This is a genomic window from Azovibrio sp. (genome assembly GCF_049658005.1).
GTDB lineage: Bacteria > Pseudomonadota > Gammaproteobacteria > Burkholderiales > Rhodocyclaceae > Azovibrio.
In genome coordinates this window covers 1-16875 of the sequence record NZ_JBASOH010000009.1, presented here as the reverse complement: position 1 = coordinate 16875, position 16875 = coordinate 1, and the positions used below count along the sequence as shown (strand labels likewise).

General features: G+C 62.9%; 11 protein-coding genes. 3 read left to right on the top strand and 8 right to left on the bottom strand.

Annotated elements, in window-relative coordinates; genetic code table 11:
• Positions 1-521: 521 nt before the first annotated feature.
• From WBH99_RS01010 to WBH99_RS01000, 3 genes are all read right to left on the bottom strand, one after another.
• Positions 522-4754, bottom strand: coding sequence for a DUF4214 domain-containing protein (locus WBH99_RS01010; RefSeq protein ID WP_424218239.1), 4233 nt, complete (start codon positions 4752-4754; stop codon positions 522-524).
• A 278-nt stretch (positions 4755-5032) separates the two neighbouring features.
• On the bottom strand, positions 5033-6301 hold the full coding sequence (locus WBH99_RS01005; RefSeq protein WP_424218238.1) for a tetratricopeptide repeat protein: 1269 nt from the start codon (positions 6299-6301) through the stop codon (positions 5033-5035).
• Between the two features lie 50 nt (positions 6302-6351).
• Positions 6352-7680: a FecR family protein gene (locus tag WBH99_RS01000; RefSeq protein ID WP_424218237.1), complete on the bottom strand. Its 1329-nt coding sequence runs from the start codon at positions 7678-7680 to the stop codon at positions 6352-6354.
• Between the two features lie 301 nt (positions 7681-7981).
• Here WBH99_RS01000 and WBH99_RS00995 point away from each other — a divergent pair, with 301 nt between their 5' ends.
• From WBH99_RS00995 to WBH99_RS00985, 3 genes are read left to right on the top strand one after another with little or no spacing between them, the layout of a single operon-like run.
• Complete coding sequence (locus WBH99_RS00995; RefSeq protein ID WP_424218236.1) at positions 7982-8293, top strand: hypothetical protein; 312 nt, start codon at positions 7982-7984, stop codon at positions 8291-8293.
• A gap of 2 nt (positions 8294-8295) precedes the next feature.
• Complete coding sequence (locus tag WBH99_RS00990; protein WP_424218235.1) at positions 8296-9102, top strand: SapC family protein; 807 nt, start codon at positions 8296-8298, stop codon at positions 9100-9102.
• Between the two features lie 9 nt (positions 9103-9111).
• Complete coding sequence (locus WBH99_RS00985; RefSeq protein ID WP_424218234.1) at positions 9112-9639, top strand: hypothetical protein; 528 nt, start codon at positions 9112-9114, stop codon at positions 9637-9639.
• A gap of 62 nt (positions 9640-9701) precedes the next feature.
• Here WBH99_RS00985 and WBH99_RS00980 read toward each other — a convergent pair whose 3' ends face one another.
• The 5 genes from WBH99_RS00980 to WBH99_RS00960 all read right to left on the bottom strand — a co-directional run.
• Positions 9702-11258, bottom strand: coding sequence for a M10 family metallopeptidase (locus tag WBH99_RS00980; RefSeq protein WP_424218233.1), 1557 nt, complete (start codon positions 11256-11258; stop codon positions 9702-9704).
• A 129-nt stretch (positions 11259-11387) separates the two neighbouring features.
• Positions 11388-12503, bottom strand: a complete 1116-nt coding sequence (locus WBH99_RS00975; protein ID WP_424218232.1) for a DUF4214 domain-containing protein — start codon at positions 12501-12503, stop codon at positions 11388-11390.
• 157 nt (positions 12504-12660) lie between these two features.
• Complete coding sequence (locus WBH99_RS00970) at positions 12661-14193, bottom strand: DUF4214 domain-containing protein (RefSeq protein WP_424218231.1); 1533 nt, start codon at positions 14191-14193, stop codon at positions 12661-12663.
• Positions 14194-14319: 126 nt separating this feature from the next.
• Positions 14320-15354, bottom strand: a complete 1035-nt coding sequence (locus WBH99_RS00965) for an acyltransferase family protein (RefSeq protein WP_424218229.1) — start codon at positions 15352-15354, stop codon at positions 14320-14322.
• Positions 15355-15360: 6 nt separating this feature from the next.
• The coding region (locus WBH99_RS00960) for a DUF6311 domain-containing protein (protein WP_424218228.1) at positions 15361-16875 on the bottom strand (1515 nt) is incomplete at its 5' end.

Here is a 16875-nt window from a genome sequence, read left to right as displayed (position 1 = left end):
CCCCTTTAATGTTGGTACACCTTCACCCTAAGAAAGGTCTGACTGTGCATGCCGGGAACAAAAACAGTCCAGAAACCGATTACGTGGCAAACCAAAAAGACGCAAAAAGTAGCCTATCGGATTTTTTCACCAGCACAATTAAATGACCCTGACCCCTTTAATGTTTCCCCTATTATTCCCCAATTAAATGACCCTGACCCCTTTTAATGAAAAGGCGAATTAAATGACCCTGACCCCTTTTTGATGATTCTGGGCGACTTCCGAAATTAAATGACCCTGACCCCTTTAATTCGCTGCTTTGACCTAAATGACCCTGACCCCTTTTGACCTGCACGGCGAATTAAATGACCCTGACCCCTTTAATGTATTGAGTTTACAAGACGCTCATGAAAAAACCCTGCCCCTCGTGAGAAGGACAGGGTTTTGGGTTATGGCACCCTCGGTGGGCTGAGGGCTAGGGGACTTGGCGGAAAAACCGTGGTCTGTCCCCTATTATTTCCCTATTATTTTTTTGCTACAAATTACGCCACCACAGAGAAGTTCGTACCAACGAGTTGTGCAACGCCAGTTAGAGTGGTGATGTTATCAAGCGTTGCCAGCAACTCAGGCGCGACACCACCACCAACCGTCAAATCAGCTTCGTAGTACACTTCAGCCCGATTCGTTGAGGTGTTGAAGAACACCAACACTGTACCACCTGTTTCTGCGATAGCTGTAGAGGTATTGAGTGCGCCGATGGCAGTGGCTGCACTTGCGTAACCAACATCCGTGATGACAGCAACATTGATATCATTGCCATCAACACCAAGCGAAGCCGCAACCGTTGCAGTTGTGCCCACTGCTGCTGCTAGAGTGCTAGTGCCCGCTACAGCAGTGAGTGCTTCACTGATACGAATCACGTCACCACCAGCACCCGCCGTAAAGTCACGAATGACATCGGCAGTCGTGCCAGCATCATTAACGACGAAGATGTCGGAACCACTACCGCCGGTTACAGAGTCACCGGTTTGACCAAGGTTAATGGTGTCGTTACCGCTTCCGGTCGTGATCGTGTCGACACCTGTGCTGCCAGTGACTATATACGTTACAGCACCCGTACCTGTGAAGGTGTCACCACCTGTACCCAGCACGAACGTACCACCCGCGGACGCCTGAACAGTGGTTGCATCGTTAGCAACGGTCAAACCAGTCTGTGCCACGGAAACCACATAGGTTTCGAAGTTTGTGCTGTTAATCGTTGCATTGATATCACCCGTAACCGTCAGAATGTCAGCACCAGCAGTACCCGTGACAGCCAGGTTTTCATCCATCGTCACGTTGGCACTGCTAGCAGATGCGAACGTAAAGGAGTCGACGTTAGCCAGAGCACCACCACCATTACCCTGCGTATCTGCCAGGTTCACCGTCACAGCACCGGCATCAGTCGTAGCAATGGTCACAGTGTTACCAGCAGCAGCAGAAGTCAGCGTGGTCAATGCATCCAACTGAGCAGCGGACATATTAACGGTCACACTGGCAGTAGTTGAATCCAGGGTCAGCGTGGTCAAACCGGTAGTAGCACCCAGCGTGATAGTCTGCAGCGCAGTATTACGACCCAGTTGCAGGGTCTCAAAACCGCTAATCGCCCCAGTGGTCACAGTGCCAGCACCCAGGGCAGCCAAAGCCAGAATATCACCTGCGCCAGAAGTATCGGTGAAGTTCGCGGTCAAGCCAGTAAGACCGGTGACGTTGATGGTGGTGTTGTTACCATGGTTGGTGGTCACAGCAGCACCAGCGACGGCAGCCAGCACGTTGTCGGTGCTGTCCAGCGTAGCGGTCTGCGTTGCAGCGCCGAAGCTGACGGTATCCTGCACACCGTTTGCACCATTGAAGCTGTTGCCTGCGCCAGTACCCAGGGCCACTTGGGAAGCCGCCGTGCCAATCACGTTCAGGTTCGTCAGCGTGTTGGCCAAGGTCACGGCAGCGTTAGACCCACCCGTCAGGGTCAAGGTATCGAAAGTACCGTTCAGGGTGCCCCCCGTGGTGCCATTACCAATGGTGATGGCTCCTGTAACTTGGTTAGTCACGACGATGTGGTCAGTCCCCCCGTTGCCGTTCACCACGGCGTTGTTGAAGGCAGTGCCATCAAGAGCGGTGAAGGTGTCGTTGCCCGCCGTACCTGTCACAGCAGTGTTGGCCGTGATGTTGAAATTGCCACCCACAGCCTGATAGCCTTGCAGGTTCGCCCCATTGAAGCCGCTCGCCAGCGAGGCCGTGGTCACGCCGTTGAGCACCGCCAGGTCGGTCACATTGGTGATGTCGCCACCCGTGATGTTCGCCACGGCCAGACGGACGTTGCCGCCGTCGGTCGCCGAGTAAGCCACCAGCACTTGGCCCTGGTTCGGAGCGCCCGCGAGGTTGAACAGCTTGTTGTTCAGGGCCTGGCTGTCAGCCGCGCGCATGTCGGCCACGGAGCTGTCGAGGATGATCAGCTCGGCCGTGCCATCGGCTCCGCCGGTGGGCAGCGCAGCGTTCAGCGCCTTGACCGTCGTGGCGGATACATTGCCGTTTTGAACCGGACGCAGGGCGTTGGCCAGCTGGCTCAGGTCGATCACGTCGTTGCCGCTACCCAGTGCAAAGTCGGTGATGCTGTCGACGATGGTGTTGGTCGCGTTGGCGGCGTTGCCGTTGGTGGTGAGGAAGAAGGTGTCGCCCCCTTCATCGCCCGTCAGCACGTCAGAGCCGGCCGCACCGGAGAGTTGGTCGTTGCCTGCACCACCGATGAGGGTGTCGTTACCGGCGTCACCCGTCAGCACGTCAGCCTTGTTACCCCCCTTGATGGTGGCGCCCGAGCTGGCGAAATCGATGCTGCCGGTGTTCTGAACACCCGTGGCGGCGCTGGCGTCGAATTCCTTCAGCGCTGCGCCACCACCTGCGAAGGTGACGGTCACATCTTCCGAGCCCGTCACGACCAGCTTGGCCAGATCGGCGTTGCCGGTGATGGTGACAAGGTTGGTACCCGCGCCGGAAGCAACGGTGCCCAGCGACGCGACATTCAGGGTTTCAACGCCTGCTGCGCCGATGGTGCCAGCATTGAACGTTGCGGCATCAGCCGCGGAGCCCAGGTTGAGCGTCATGGTATTGACGGTGCCCGCCAGGGTGGCGTCCTTGATGTTGGCGTTCAGGGTGCCGCCAGCAGCTGCAGCCGTCACGGTCAGCGTGGCGTTGTCTTGCAGGTTGTTGATGGCATTGGTGTTGGCGCCGATGCCATTGACGCTGACGCTGTTGACATTGCCTGCCTTGGAGACGTCCAGGGTGCCATTAACCGTTGCGATCGCATTCTCGATGCGGATGGCTTCGACATTGGACACGCGGCCAGCGGTGAAGGCGGCTTGGAGGGCTGCAAAGTTGTTGGCACCCAGGGTGTCGGTGCCGTCACCGCCATCCACCTTGTCGGTGGATTGCAGATCGGCGCCAAACAGGATGGTGTCGTTGCCCTTGCCACCCTTGAAGTCCACATCCACGGGGTTGACCGCGCTGACGACCAGGTTGCCGGTGAAGGCGGAGGCGTCGATGGCGCCACCGGTGGCAGCGAAGGCGGTGTTAGCGATGGTCAGGTCCTTGTCACCCGTCACGACCAGCTTGGTCATGGTGTTGGTAGCACCTGTCGAACCGGTCACGACCAGGTTGGCCAGGTTGCTGGCGGCGCCTTCGGTCTTGACATTGACGGTTTCAAAACCTTGGGTAGCGGTGCCACCTTGCAGTTGCACGGTGTGACGACCAGTAGACGTGCCCACCACGTTGTTCAGGGTCAGGCTGGCTGCATCGGAAGCACCGGACAGTGCACCGGTGTTCCAGTTGTAGTCGGAAATCAGACTGGCCGAGGTGACGTCCTTGATCGACACAGCGACATCGGCTGCAGCGATGAAGTTGACAGTGTTGTTGGTGGTCGATTGCTTTTCCACCAGTGTCTTGACGGCGCCGTCAGTGTTGCGCATGTCGATGACGCCTGCACCTGCGTTGCGAACTTCGATGGTTTCGACGTTCTTCAGGGTGAAGGTGGGAGTGGTTGCAACACCAATGGTCAGATCCAGCTTGTCAGCACCATCATTGCCGTCAATCACGTCACCCGTGTTCAGTGTGTTGGATTCAACGTTGGCATCTGTAGCAGCGATATAGGTGTCGCCGCCAGTCGTTGCCTTGCTGTTTGCCAGGCTGTAGTCGTCCACAGCTTTAGTGAGCGTAAAAGTCTCCCCACTCTGAACCCCACCCGTCTTGGCGGCCTCGATGCTTGTGGGATCTTCGGTGACGTTTGCCAGGATGGTGGTGGCGCCGGCGAGATCACCGATGGTTTCGCCATACCACTGGGCGACTTCGACCTTGTTGTTGAAGAGGTCGGCGCTCGTCAGGCCGTCATAGTCGCTGCCGTTGTAGTTGGCGACGGTGTCGATCATCTCGGCGATGACGGAGCCGGGGGTGGCGTCGGGGTCATTCAGCTTGCTGGTCCAGAAGGCCCTGCCTTCGGGATCGGTATCGGCCGGGCGGCCCAGGACGTTCGTATAGAAGCTATCGATGATTTCCGCGTTGGTGAGGTAGGCGGGATAGAGGCTCTGGGCGGGGGTGGTAGAGTACATGGCGTTGGCCACGTTCGCGATCGACTTGCCAGAATCAAGTTCCTTGACCCAGTAGCCCAGGCCTTCGCCATCGGGGGCGCGGCCAAAGAGGGCGACATAGAGTTGGGACACCTGGGTCCGCATTTCAACGGTAATTGCCATATAAATTTACTCCTCTAAAAAAAATTTTTGATCACGGTGCCGCTGGGGGCTACCCGCTGGTCCGTGACCCGTCTGGGGCCTTGCAGCCCGTTCTTGATCAAGAACGGCTCTTTCCTTAAGCCGCGGCCAGTGTCGGCGATACCGGAGGGTATGCGTGTGACCAGCATCACACTTTCGCAAACGCGTCGGGCAGGGCGGGAGGCATGCGAAACCTCCGCCAGGGGCGCCACCGCCAGGCTAGAGCGCGCCTGACGGGGCTTGGGGTGCGGGAAGGGGTTTCAGAAATTGCGGCTCAGCCCCAGGCTCAACTGGTGCGCCCGCTGGTTGAACAGGGCGAGGTTGCTGTGCTGTTCTTGCAGTTCGAGGGCGAGGCGGGCTTCCCAGCGGGTTCCCAGGGGCTGGCGCAGGGCCAGGCTGAACTGCTGACGCCAGAGGCTGCGCCGGGCATCGTCTTCGAGCAGGGGGCTGTAGCCTGCCTGGTCCTGGCTATGGCTGCGCTGCCACTGGAGTTCGAGGCTGGCGCCGTTTTCCAGGCGGTGGCTGGCTTCCAGGGTGAGTTCGTATTCGCGGCTGTTGCCGCCGGGCTGGTCGGCTTCGGCTCGTTCTTGCCCGAGCCGGATTTGCCCGCCGAGCTGGGTGGCGGGGCCAGGCTTATAAGCCAGCGCGAGGTTGAGCCAGAGGTAGCGGCCATCGAGCGGCAGGCCGGGGTAGCGGCGGTATTCGAGTTCGCCGCCCCAGGCCAGGCGCCAGCCGGCCTGGTTGTAGAGGCGCTGGAGCTGCAGGCGGCTACTTTGCACCAGGGTGTTGCCGCCCAGGCTGGCGTGCTGGAGCAGCAGGCTGGCTTGCCAGGCGCGCCCGGCCGGGTCGGGCTGGGTCTGGTAGATGAGGCCGCCTTGCAGGTCGAGCTGGTTGTAGTCCTTTTCGTGATTCATTTGCCGCGCTTGTAACTGCACGAGGGGGTAGAGGCTGCCGCCGGCCAGGGGCCAGCGCCGCCAGGCTTCGAGGCCAAGCTGGGTGAAGCGATCGCCACGGGGCCGCTGTTCGGGGGCAAGCGGCAGGGCAAGGCGCTGGCCGCCGGGCAGGGTGAGGGTGATCTGCTCCTGGGTGAGGCCGCCATTGACGTTGTTGCTGTAGCCATAGTCGAGGTTGAGCTTGCCTTGCCAGGCTTGGGAGGGCGGAGGGGATAGGGTTGGGGACAGCGGCAGGGGCGCTTGCTGCCAGGCTCTTTCCCAGTATTCGATCTGCTGGAGCAGGGCGAGGGAGAGGGGAAATTGCTGGCGCAGGTAGGCGAGGTGTTCGAGGGCTGCGGCTGGGTCGCCACTTTGGTAGGTGGCCAGGGCCAGGTCGATCCAGGCGCCGGCAAAGCCGGGTTGTTCGGTAACGATGTCTTCCAGGAGCTGGCGGGCGGCTTGGGGCTGGCCTTGTTCGAGCAGGCGGAGGGCCTGCTGGTAGCGTTGTTCGGGCGGCGCGGGGGGCGGCTCGGCGGCGCGGGCGGGGGCCGCCACAAGCAGCAGGAGGCAGAGCGCCAGGAAAGTCAGGCGGTGCAAAGGATGGGAGGGAAGGCGGCAGGCGGCCGGCCGCGGTGGCCGGCCCGGGGTCAGCGCTTCCAGCGCGTGGCTCCGTAGAGGGCGCCGGCGGCGGGGTGGGCGTCAAAGAGGTAGCCGGCTTCTTCGGCCTGGGAGGCGACGATGCCGGTGACGCGCATGCTGGAGTGGGCCGGGTCGCTGATCAGGTTGCCCTGGAAGGTGATCTTGCCCTGGGCGGCGAGGGACAGGTCGGCACCGGGGGTGGCGGCGAGGAGGCGGGTCTGGAACTGGCGGCGGTCGAAATCGAGCGTGAGGGCGCCCTGGCCAAGGGGGACGGGAATGAGCGCGCCCTGGGCTGTCTTGAGCCAGGCTTCGCCAGCGTCATAGCGCATGGCGAGGCTGCCCTGGGGCAGGACCAGGCGTTCGACGGGGCGCAAAAGGCCAAAGAGTTCGTTGCTGTAGGTGATTTCGCGCTCCGGGCCAAGCTGGCTGGCCAGGGTGGGGGTGGGGGTGGCGACCTGCTGCCAGCGGCCCCAGACGATGCGGCGGGGTTCGGGTACGGCAGGGGGCATGGCGGATGAAGGGGGCAAGGTGGATGAAGGAGATGAAGGAGATGAGGGGGATGAAGGGGGCGGGATTTCGGACGGCTTGGTTTGCAGGGCGTGTAACACTTCTTTTTCGGCCCTGGCCTGGGGCTCACCAGGGACGGGCTGGAGGCTGGGGGCGGCCTTGCCATTTTCGTGCAGCTGGATCTGCGGGGTGTCGCCCTTTATACGGATTTCGAGGTAGGCCTGGGGGCTTCCGGCCAGCAGCTCGCGCCGGTAGGGGGTGGCGCAGGTGCTTTGCAGGTCGGCCTGGCAGCCTGGGCCGAGGGGATTGAGGGTGATGCCGCCCTTGAGGACGCTGACCCGGGTGAATTCTGCTTCCGTCTGCACGATGTAGTCGGTGCCGCGCAGCCCGATGGCGGCAACCGGGGTGGTGAAGCGGTAATGCTCGCGGTTGCTTTCGCCGGCTTTGCCCGAGATGGTGCGGGCGGTGCCGTTCTGGAGATGCAGGAGGATGCGGTTCTGGCCGGGGGCTTCGGGGTCGTAGCGGTATTGCCGGAGTTCGAGGCTGGAGCCGGGGCGCACGGCGATGAAGCCGTGGTCGGTCATGCGCAGGTGGAGGTGGCCATTGGCGGCGGTGCTGAGGCGGTCGCCTTCGCGTACCTGCGCGCCCTTGGCGAGTTCCTGCTTGTGGCCTTGGCGCTCCAGGCTGGCACCGCCTGCCACGAAGACGACTTCGCCAATGACACCGGCCTCGTCCCGAGGCTCGGCGGCCATGACCCCGGCGGGGAAAAACGCACAGAACAAAGCCATCAGCCGCAGCTTGCGGCGGGCAGAACAAAGGAATATGGCCATGGCGGTGACTCCCGGTGTTGCCTGTGATTGCGGTTTTTGCATTTCCGGACTATAGCAAGCGGCCGGCCGCCCGACCGGAAACGGGGTCCGATTATGCGCCATGTGGGCGAGCGCTTCAATTTTGCGGACCTGGGCCCGGGCCCGGGACGGGCAGGTGTTGCGCGCTTGCGACAGTCGCGCCGCCGCCGGGGAGCGGGGTTGTTGTTAGAATAGGCGCTTTTTGGCGTCGGCCTGGCTCCCTGGGTCGGCGGCGGTCTGTCTTGGTGTTTTCTTGGTGTGTTTTCTTTTTGCGAGGTGTTTCATGGCGGCTTCTTCGAGACAAGTGAAGATCGATGGGGTGGATTATGTGCTGGCGGATCTGTCTGAGGCTTCCCGGACGCAGTTGATGAATATTCAGGCGGTGGATGGGGAGATTGCCCGTTTACAGCAGCAGCTGGCGTTCGCGCGCACGGCCCGGAGCGTGTATGTGGCGCTGCTGCGGGATTCGCTGAAGGAGGCGGAGGCGGCGGAGGATAAGAAAGAGGATAAGAAAGAGGATAAGAAAGAGGTTCTGCCCGCCGAGGCGTCCGGGAAGAAGAAGTCGGCCCGCAAGCCGGCCGGGTCGGACGTTTGATCATGGCGGACTTGATTCCGGTCAGTTTTGCCGAGTTCGGCAACAAGCGCTGGCGTCGCCCGGCGACCTTGGCTCACGGCCGCCAGGAGGTGCTGGTGGGTTTGTCCTTGCCCGAGATGTTCAAGGCGGTGACTTGCTTGCCGTTGGCTTTTGCGCCGCAGGGGGAGGCTTTTGTGCCGGTGGCGGTGCTGGGCTTGAAGTCCGGCCAGAATTTGTTCGTGGCGCCGGATGGCCGTTGGCTGGGTGAGTATGTGCCGGCGGCCTTGCGCGCCTATCCTTTTCGCTTGCTGCAGGATCAAAATGGCCAGCAGTTGCTGGGTTTTGATCGGGAGAGCGGTTTGCTGACCGAGGCTGATCAGCCCGGGGAGCCGTTTTTTGAGGCGGAGGGCAAGCCGGCTGCGGTGATCCAGGAGTTGCTGGTTTTTCTGAGCCAGATGGAGCAGGGCCGCAAGCAGGCGGTGTCGTTGTCGGCGTTGTTGCGGCAGCATGGCTTGATCCAGCCCTGGCCGGTGCAGGTGCAGGGGCCGGATGGCAAGGAGGCCGCTCTGGAGGGTTTGTTCCGGGTGGATGAGGCGGCGCTGCGGACTTTGCCGCTGGAGGCGCTGGGGGCTTTGCGCGATGCGGGGGCCTTCCCTTTGATGTATTGCCAGTTGCTGTCGATGCAGCATCTGGGCCGCCTGGCGCAGTTGGCGGAGGCGCTTGCGCGGGCGGAACAGGCGGCACCGCTGCCGTTGACTCCGGATGCGCAGGAGCTGGATCTGAGTTTTCTGAATCACGATGGGGCGATCAAGCTGGGAGGGGTGCGCTAGGTGCGCCGGGTGCTCGAGCGGGTAACGACGGAGTTTGTTGCGGCTGAGGATCGCCTCCGCCTGGCCGGGGTCAGCGCGGAGGGGCGGGTCGTGCTGTGGCTGACGCGCCGTTTGCTGGAGCGCTTGTTGCCGGCCTTGTTTGCCTGGCTGGAAGGGACGGGACCGGCGGCTGATGGTGCGGCCGGCGCGATGGGGGCTGCGCCGGCACTGTGGGAGTTTCAGCAGCAGTGGGCTCAGTCTGCGGCTCTGGCGGCCTTGCAGGCCGGGCCGCCGGTGCCGGCGGATGCGGCCGATGCGGTCGGGCTGGTGACGACGGTGAGTGTGGCGTCGTCCGCGGCGGCTTTGTCCTTGACTTTCATGGATGAGGCGCAGGGCCTGGAGGCGGTGCTGCCAATGTCGGCGGCCAATTTGCGTCAGTGGTTGCAGGTGGTGTGGCGCCAGTATGTGCGGGCGGAATGGCCGCTGGAGCTGTGGCCGGCGTGGTTGCGGGAGGAGCCGGGCGGTAGTGCCGGTACCCGGCCGGCTTATCTGCACTGAGCTGGATTGAGCTGGATTGAGTTCTGCCCGGTGCGCCGGCGGTGCTGCCTTCCTTCTGGCGATCAAGCCAGCGTGATGAGGCCATCGGTGAATTGCAGGGCTTCTATCCCGTCCATTTGCACGGCAAGATGGCTGCCGACGAGTAGCACGCTGCCATCGGCCTGGGTTTGCCGTTGGGTATCGGTGCTCTGGAATCCGAAGATGATCTTGTCGTAGCCCGTGCCTCCGTCTATGTGATCAAAGCCGCCGGCGCCCAGATAGATGATGTCGTCTCCCGCGCCGGCGCGGATGAGGTTGTCGACGGAGTTGTCCCAGAGGGTGTCGCTGCCGCTGCCGGTGAAAACATTTTCGATGATGGCGCCCTGGGTAATGCCGAGGCTGTTTTCGCCGTTGTAGAGGTCGCTGTAGTTTGCCGTGACCTCCTGGCTGATCCAGTTGCGGAAACCGGCATCGGAGGCGCCTTGGGAGACTAGATCGGCCATGACTTTTGCGATGATGTCTTCCACGGGCTGCTGATTGACGGTGGAGAGGTTGCCGCTTTCGAGCTCGATGCGGCAGTCGCCTTGGGCATTGCTGAAGTCGAGGGTGTCCACGCCGCCGGCGTCCCAGAGGGTGAGGTATCCACCCTCGGCCATGGTGTAGGTGTCGTTGCCGGTGTGGGCGCTGCTCTCGGGGCCGTAGATGGCGTGCAGGGTCTGGACGTCAAGGAGGGAGAAGTTGGTGGCGTTGGCGGTGCTCTCGACAAGATAGGAAACCCGATTGGACATGGCGTTCCACGTCGCATGAAACTCACTCGTCCTGTAGTCGGTGTAGGACATGAGGCTGAAGGCGGTGTTGTCCAGGCTCGCTGGCAGGGTGGCGCCGTCTTCAAAGGGGTGCTTGAGGCCCAGGGCGTGACCGAGTTCGTGCACGATGGTGCTGTAGCCGTAGTCGCCGGGGCCATAGGCGGTCGTGGGGTCGTTGAAGCCCAGGAAGACGTCGCCGGCTTCGGGGGCGTTGCCGGGATATAGGGCAAAAGCGGCGACATCCGGGTCCATGTCGACGACGTTGAAGCGGATGTCGCCGTTGCCGGGGACTTCCTGGAAGTCGAGGCCGATAAGGGGGTCGATGCTGGCCATGATGCTGCGCACGATGTATTTTTCGCTACTGTCGAGGCTGCGCCAGCCATCGGTGAGGGCAGGATCGCTCCAGTATTCGGCAGGAATGCTGGTGTTGAAGCTGTAGGAGACGATGGCCTGCGCCCAGGCGGCGCCAGAGTCCAGGGTGTTGACATAAGGGGTGCTGAAGCTGGCGGTGGCGCTGTAGCCGGGGATGCTGTTGCTTTGTGCTTCGGCGAGCCCGGACAGGGGATTGCTTCCTGGGTCCTGGCTGATTTCCTGTTTGGCGGTGGCAACGGCGCTGGTCAGGTAGGTGAGGGGGACTTGCCCTTCCGGGGTGGCCTGACGTATCAGGGGGGTGGCACCCAGGACAACGGCAATCTGGGTGTCGGAATAAACATTGGCGGCCTGCATTTGATCCAGGCGCACGGCAAGAACCTGCTTGACAAGTGTAGACAGGGTGGTGACGCCAAGGTCTGCCGTGAGTTGGTCGAGTAGTGCTGTGCCGGTGATCTGGGCCATGATGCCTCCTTGCTGATGGGATGGTGACTGCCGCAGGGGGCCGCCGGTCTCAGCCTGGTAGGTGCGGCAGAGACCGGCGGCCCGTGTCATGAGAACTTCTTGCCGGCAAGCCGGTGAAAGAAGGCGGGCTTAGAGCATGATGATGTTTGCCCCCTGGGTGTCGATCATCTGCTTTACCGTGCCAATGATCTCCAGGTAGGACTCGGCCATGCTGTTTTGGATGTCCGGGGTGATGGGGACTTGTTGCTCGAAGCGGGTGCTGATTTCATTGAAGAAATCCGCGACCTGCCCGGCGGCGCGGTAGATTTCGGCAGGATTGGCGAGGGCGTCGCCGAACTGCTCGTAGATCGCTTCGAGAGGGCTGATGTCGGCTTCTGTCATGCGGCTTGCGGCTTGCAGCAGGTAATCCAGCCCGGTCAGGGTGAGGGAGTTTTGATAGAGGCTCTCGCCGCCGAATTCGACCTGGCCATCCCGGTCCAGATCGGCGCCGGCGTCGCGCATGCTGGCCCAGATGCTTTCAGAAAATTCGAGCGTGCCTTGCTGCTGCAAGGCCGGCAACAGCCCGGCAAAGGCGGCTTGTTCGCCATCCGGGGTGGTGCCTCCGGGGAAGAATGTTTGATCGAGGCTATCGACCAGCGCCGTGATGCGGGTCTGCAGGCTGTCATACAAGGGGTCCTGGCCCGGGTTTTGCACGGTGGGCGCGAACTGGTATTGCATGGGCCGTCCCAGCAGGTTTTCCAGCTCTGTCTTCTGGCTCTCCACGGCTTGCACGACGGAATGATCTTCCGGGCCGACGCGGGCCGTCCAGTCCGCGAGATTTCCGGCGTCGAGACTGATGCCGTTGGCGGCTTGAAAATCGACCATATACTGGCTGAAGCTGAGTTTGTTCAGGAGGGTGTCCTTGCCGGACGTGCCTTCCGGGGTCCCCTGGGCGGCCTGTACCATCTGATCGAGCAAGTCGCCGCGGGACAGGCCTTGGGCCAGCCGCCCTTCCCAGTAACCCCCATCGTCCGGGGTCTTGCCAAACAAGGTGGCATAGAGGTTGGCGATATAGTCGCCGGCGGACTGTTGCGGTTCATATCCGGCTTGGTGTACCACGGGCAATTCCAGGAAGCGATTGACGAGGTCGGCCATATCCCAACTGCGGCTGCCGGCTTCCTGCTTCCAGTAGTTGAAGCCTTCGAGGTCGGGGGCGCGACCGAACATGGTGTAGTAAACCTTGATGATGTCGAGATCGGATAGCATGACAAACTCCTGTTGAAAAATGGCATCTTGTCATGACTGCATTGTTTTTCCAAGCCCGGTTTGCGGGGCGCAGGCAGGTCGCACGACGCAGGCTCGCGGCCGGCCGGCCGACGGCGCAGGTGCGGCGCGGTCGGCGGCATGGGGGGGCAGAGCGGGGTCAGAGTGCCAGGGTTTCCGGGGCTATGCCGATGAGGGCCAGGGCCGGTGCGATGCTGTCCGGGCTGACGGCCGCGGCAATTGCCATGCCCTGGCGGATGGCTTCTTCAGGGCTGGGGTAGTCAAGCCCCATTTCGACTGCAAGGAGGTTGGCAAGCTGGGCCTTGTTGTCGAGCAGGTCCGCAACCCAGCCCCAGTCCGGGTCTGCCTTGAAGGTGTGGGCGGACTGGAGAATGTCTTTGACCAGCGCTCCGCGGCTGGCTTTGCCTTCTGCCAGGGCGGCACTCCAGTAGGCCAGCCCTTGCGGGTCCGCGCCTTCGCTTCGCCCCAGGACGTTCTGGTAGATCTTGTTGATGAAGTCGGCGGGCGTCATGCCGGCATGGTAGCCGGTGAGGTCCCCCGCTTCGACCCCGGCGGCGTAGAAGCTGTCGGCGATGGCATCGAGGCTGGTGCCCGATTGCTGGCGGCCGATCCAGTATTCCAGACCGCTGGCATCGGGCGTGCGGTTGAAAAATGCAAGGTAGAGTTCTTCGAGCAGCATCAAGTCCGCCGGGGCCATGTTCCTGGCCGCCGATTGGACCGTGAGGTTGATGTCGTAGTCGGAAAAGGAAATTTTTTCGATGCCGTCGATGAGGTCCTTGCCGGCCCAGCCTTGCAGGTCTTCAACAAAGTAGTACGCGTCGCCTTGGTGACTGATGCGGTATCGGGCCAGCTCGCCCGGGCAGATGAGGGTGTCGCGCCCGCCCAGGCCATTGAGCCATTCCGGCCCGAGGCCATCGAGGATTTCATCGTTGGCCGCGGTGAAGCGATGTTCGAGGTAGCCTTCCGGCGGGGTGAGGGTGGGCCCATTCCAGGAGTTGAAGCCATAGCTGCCGCCCAAGCCGTCCCGGCCGTAAATCCAGTCGAGCGCGAGCCGGTCGAAGGGACGGAACTGGTCGTAATGGCCGCCTCGATCTGTATATGACATGACGGTGTTGGCGGTGTTGTCGTATTGCGCCGGAAGGCGATACGCGCCTTCGAAGGGATGCCCGAGGCCGAGGGCGTGGCCGATTTCATGCAGAAGGCATTCATAACCCGGGGAGCCGGGGGTGGGATTGGCGGTTTGACGGGAAAATTCCTGGTTATCCAGGAAGACGAAGGCGTCGCCGCTGAATCCGGTCAGGATGTCGTTCGCGGTGTAGGTGTAGGCGTAGGAGGTCCGGCACAAGCCGGCAAGATCGGCCCCCAGCAGGTTGCCCGTGCCAAAGTGCAGGTCTGCTACCGCAGGATCGGTGATTTCAATGAAGCGGATTCCGGTGAGTTCCGCGGCATGGGTCAGTATCTGGTAAGCGGCATTTTTCTGAGGGCCGGTGAAGGGACTGAGCTGGGATGAGCCGGCTGCTTCGACGATTTCACTGCCCAGATCAAAGGTGAAGTAGAGGCAGTCGCGCGCCGGGGTAAGGTAATTCCAGTCGATGAGGGTTTCGGACAAGAGGCTGTCGACCCGCCAGTCGCCGGAATAATCGATTGAAGTGGCCTGCTTGACGGTTGCCATGGGACTCCTCGCGGGCTGGGTATGGAATTTGAAGGGCAGGAAAAGGCGGTGGCTGGCGCGGGAGGGTAATGCAAAATCGATCAATCAGGAAGGGGGATGAGGGTGGCGTGAGGGCGGCGCTGCGGTTCAGGGGGCGCGCCGGGCGCGGAGGCGGTGGCGTAGGGCGAGGCAGGGGCGTTCGATGTAGCGCTGGCTGGCCCAGGCGAGGAGGAGGCTGAGGGCGAAGAAGGCGGGGAGCTGGGTGAGGGGGACGCCTGCGGGAAAGAGGGCCCAGTAGAGGAGGAAGTGGTTGAGAAAGACGCCGTAGGAGAGGTTGCCGGCGAGTTCGTCCCAGGGGTGGCGGGGGCGTTGGGCGAGGCCTTGCAGGAGGGGCAGGGTGAGGCCAAGGCCCAGGAGGATTTCCCGGTTGTAGGGTTGCACGAGGCTGCCGCTGCGCGCGGCGAGGAGGGTGGCGAGGAGGGCGGCAAGGAGGGTGAGGCCGACGAGCCCCCAGGCGGCTTTGGGCCGGGCGCGGCGGTGCAGGTGCTGGAGCAGGGCGCCCAGAAAGAAGTAGACGAGGATGCCGGGGTGGAGGCGGTAGCCGAACCAGTCGCTCTGGATCTGGCCGAGCAGGGCCAGGCCAAGGGTGAGGAGGGCGGGGAGGAAAAGGCCGAGGATGCGCCTTGGCCAGCCCAGCACGAAGGGGGCGAGGAGGTAGAACTGGATTTCGGCGCCGAGGGACCAGGCGGGGGGGATGAGGGTGAAGCGGTCGCTCCCGTTCCACATGTAGTAGTTGAGCGGGATGAGGAGGAGGTTGTCGAGGTATTGAAGATATTGGAGCAGGCCGGGCGGGGCATGAGGATCACGGAGATCACGAAAGCCCTGGAGGTGGTAGGCCAGGCTGGGGTTGTCGGGGAGGCTCGGGGTGAGGCGGTACCAGAGGAGGACGAGCAGGGCGTAAAAGAGGTATTGCGGCATGAGGCGGGCGGCGCGGTCGAGGTAGAAGGCGCCGGCATCGCGGGGGCGGGGGTAGTGGCGGGCAAGGAGGCCGGCCATGACGTAGCCGGAGATGAGGTAGAAGCCGACTACGGCGCTGACGCCGGGATTGATGCCGGCGATGCGGTAGCCGAGGTGGCTTGCGGCAACCGCCAGGGCAAGGCAAAGACGCAGGGTGCCGAGCATGGCGGGTCAGGGGCGCGGCAGGGCCGGCAAGACGGCGTAGCCATCGAGGTGGAGGAGCTCGGCCTGCCATTGCGGCGGCAGGATGGAGAGCCCGGCGGCGCTGGGGAAGACGTAGAGGGTGTCCGGTTCGCGCCTTCCTTGGGCGAGGCGGGCGGCCTGTTGCTGGCCATGGGCTTCGGCCGCTTGCGCCGAGACGCGGGCGAGATGGGCGGCATTGGTGGCGAGCCGATGCCGGGCGGCAAGGTGCGCAAAGGGGATGTAGAGGTCTTCCATGGGGGGGTGCGGCGGGATCAGGATCAGCCGCTTTGCTCCGGCGGCGAGCGTCTCCCACTGGGGCGAGACGAGCGGGGTGGTCCACTGCCGGCGGTGTTCCATGAGGCCGCGCAGTTCCTGGTATTTTTGGGTCTGGTCGGCGACTTGGAGGAGGAGGGCGGCGGCGAGCAGCCAGCGGGCACGGGGCGCCGGCAGGTAGCGGATGAGGCAGGCGAGCACGCCAAGATAGAGGAGGTAAAAGAGCGGCCAGCCCAGCCGGCCGCTCGCCCGGAATATGGCCAGGGCCTGATGGAGGGTTGCAGGCAGGGGAAGGGTGACGAGGTGGTATTTGCCCACCATGATCTTGTTGGAGAGGGCGAGCAGCCAGAAGAGGAGCGTTACCCCGAGGAGGGGCCAGTGCCGGCGCAGCAGGGGTTTGAGGGGGAGATCGGGGATGACGAGGCAGACCGCCAGGGCCATGGCGGCGAGGATGAGCATGCCGGCGCCGAGGTAGGCGAGCCCTTCGTATTGTCCGTAGGGCAGGAAGTCGGGGTGAAAATCATGCGGCTTGAGAAAGCGGGAGGCGCCCCAGATGGGATCGAACCAGGTGAGGGCATTCATCGAGTAGTAGCCGTAGCCTGAGCCGGCCATGCCGCCGCTCGCGCCGCCCAAATAGCCCGCCTGCCAGAGAAGGAGAAGGAGGAGGGCGACGAGGGCGCCGCCTTCGCGCAGGAGCTGCAAGCGGGCATGGCTGCGCAGCACCCAGCCCGCTTGCAGCGCCGAGGCCGACATCAGGCCAAGCACCATGAGGAGAAGATAGGGGTGGATGAGCGCGGCGAGGCTTCCCCATACTCCCCACGATTGCCAGCGCCAGCCGTCGAGGCAGGTTTTGAGGCCGGCCAGGATCAGCCATTGCGCCATCAGGGATTCGTGGCCATGACCACGAAAGAGGAGCGGCGGGCTGAGGATGAAGAAGGCGGCTCCGAAAAGGCGCAAGAGGCGGTCTGCGGTGAGGCGGGCGAGGAGTTGCAGGCCGAAAATACCATTCAGGATGAAGCAGGCCAGCATCCAGAGGCCGAAATACTGGAAGTTTTCCGGCAGCCAGGGCGAGAACGGCTTGAATAGTAGCGCCAGGAGGGGGATGGCGTCGGTCAGGGCGATGGAACTGCCCTCGGGCAGGCCAAAGCCGGCGATATGCCCCAAGGGCCATTGCCAGGCTTCATTCCGGAAGAAATACCAGCCCAGGTAGTGCTGCGCCGGGTCGCCGGA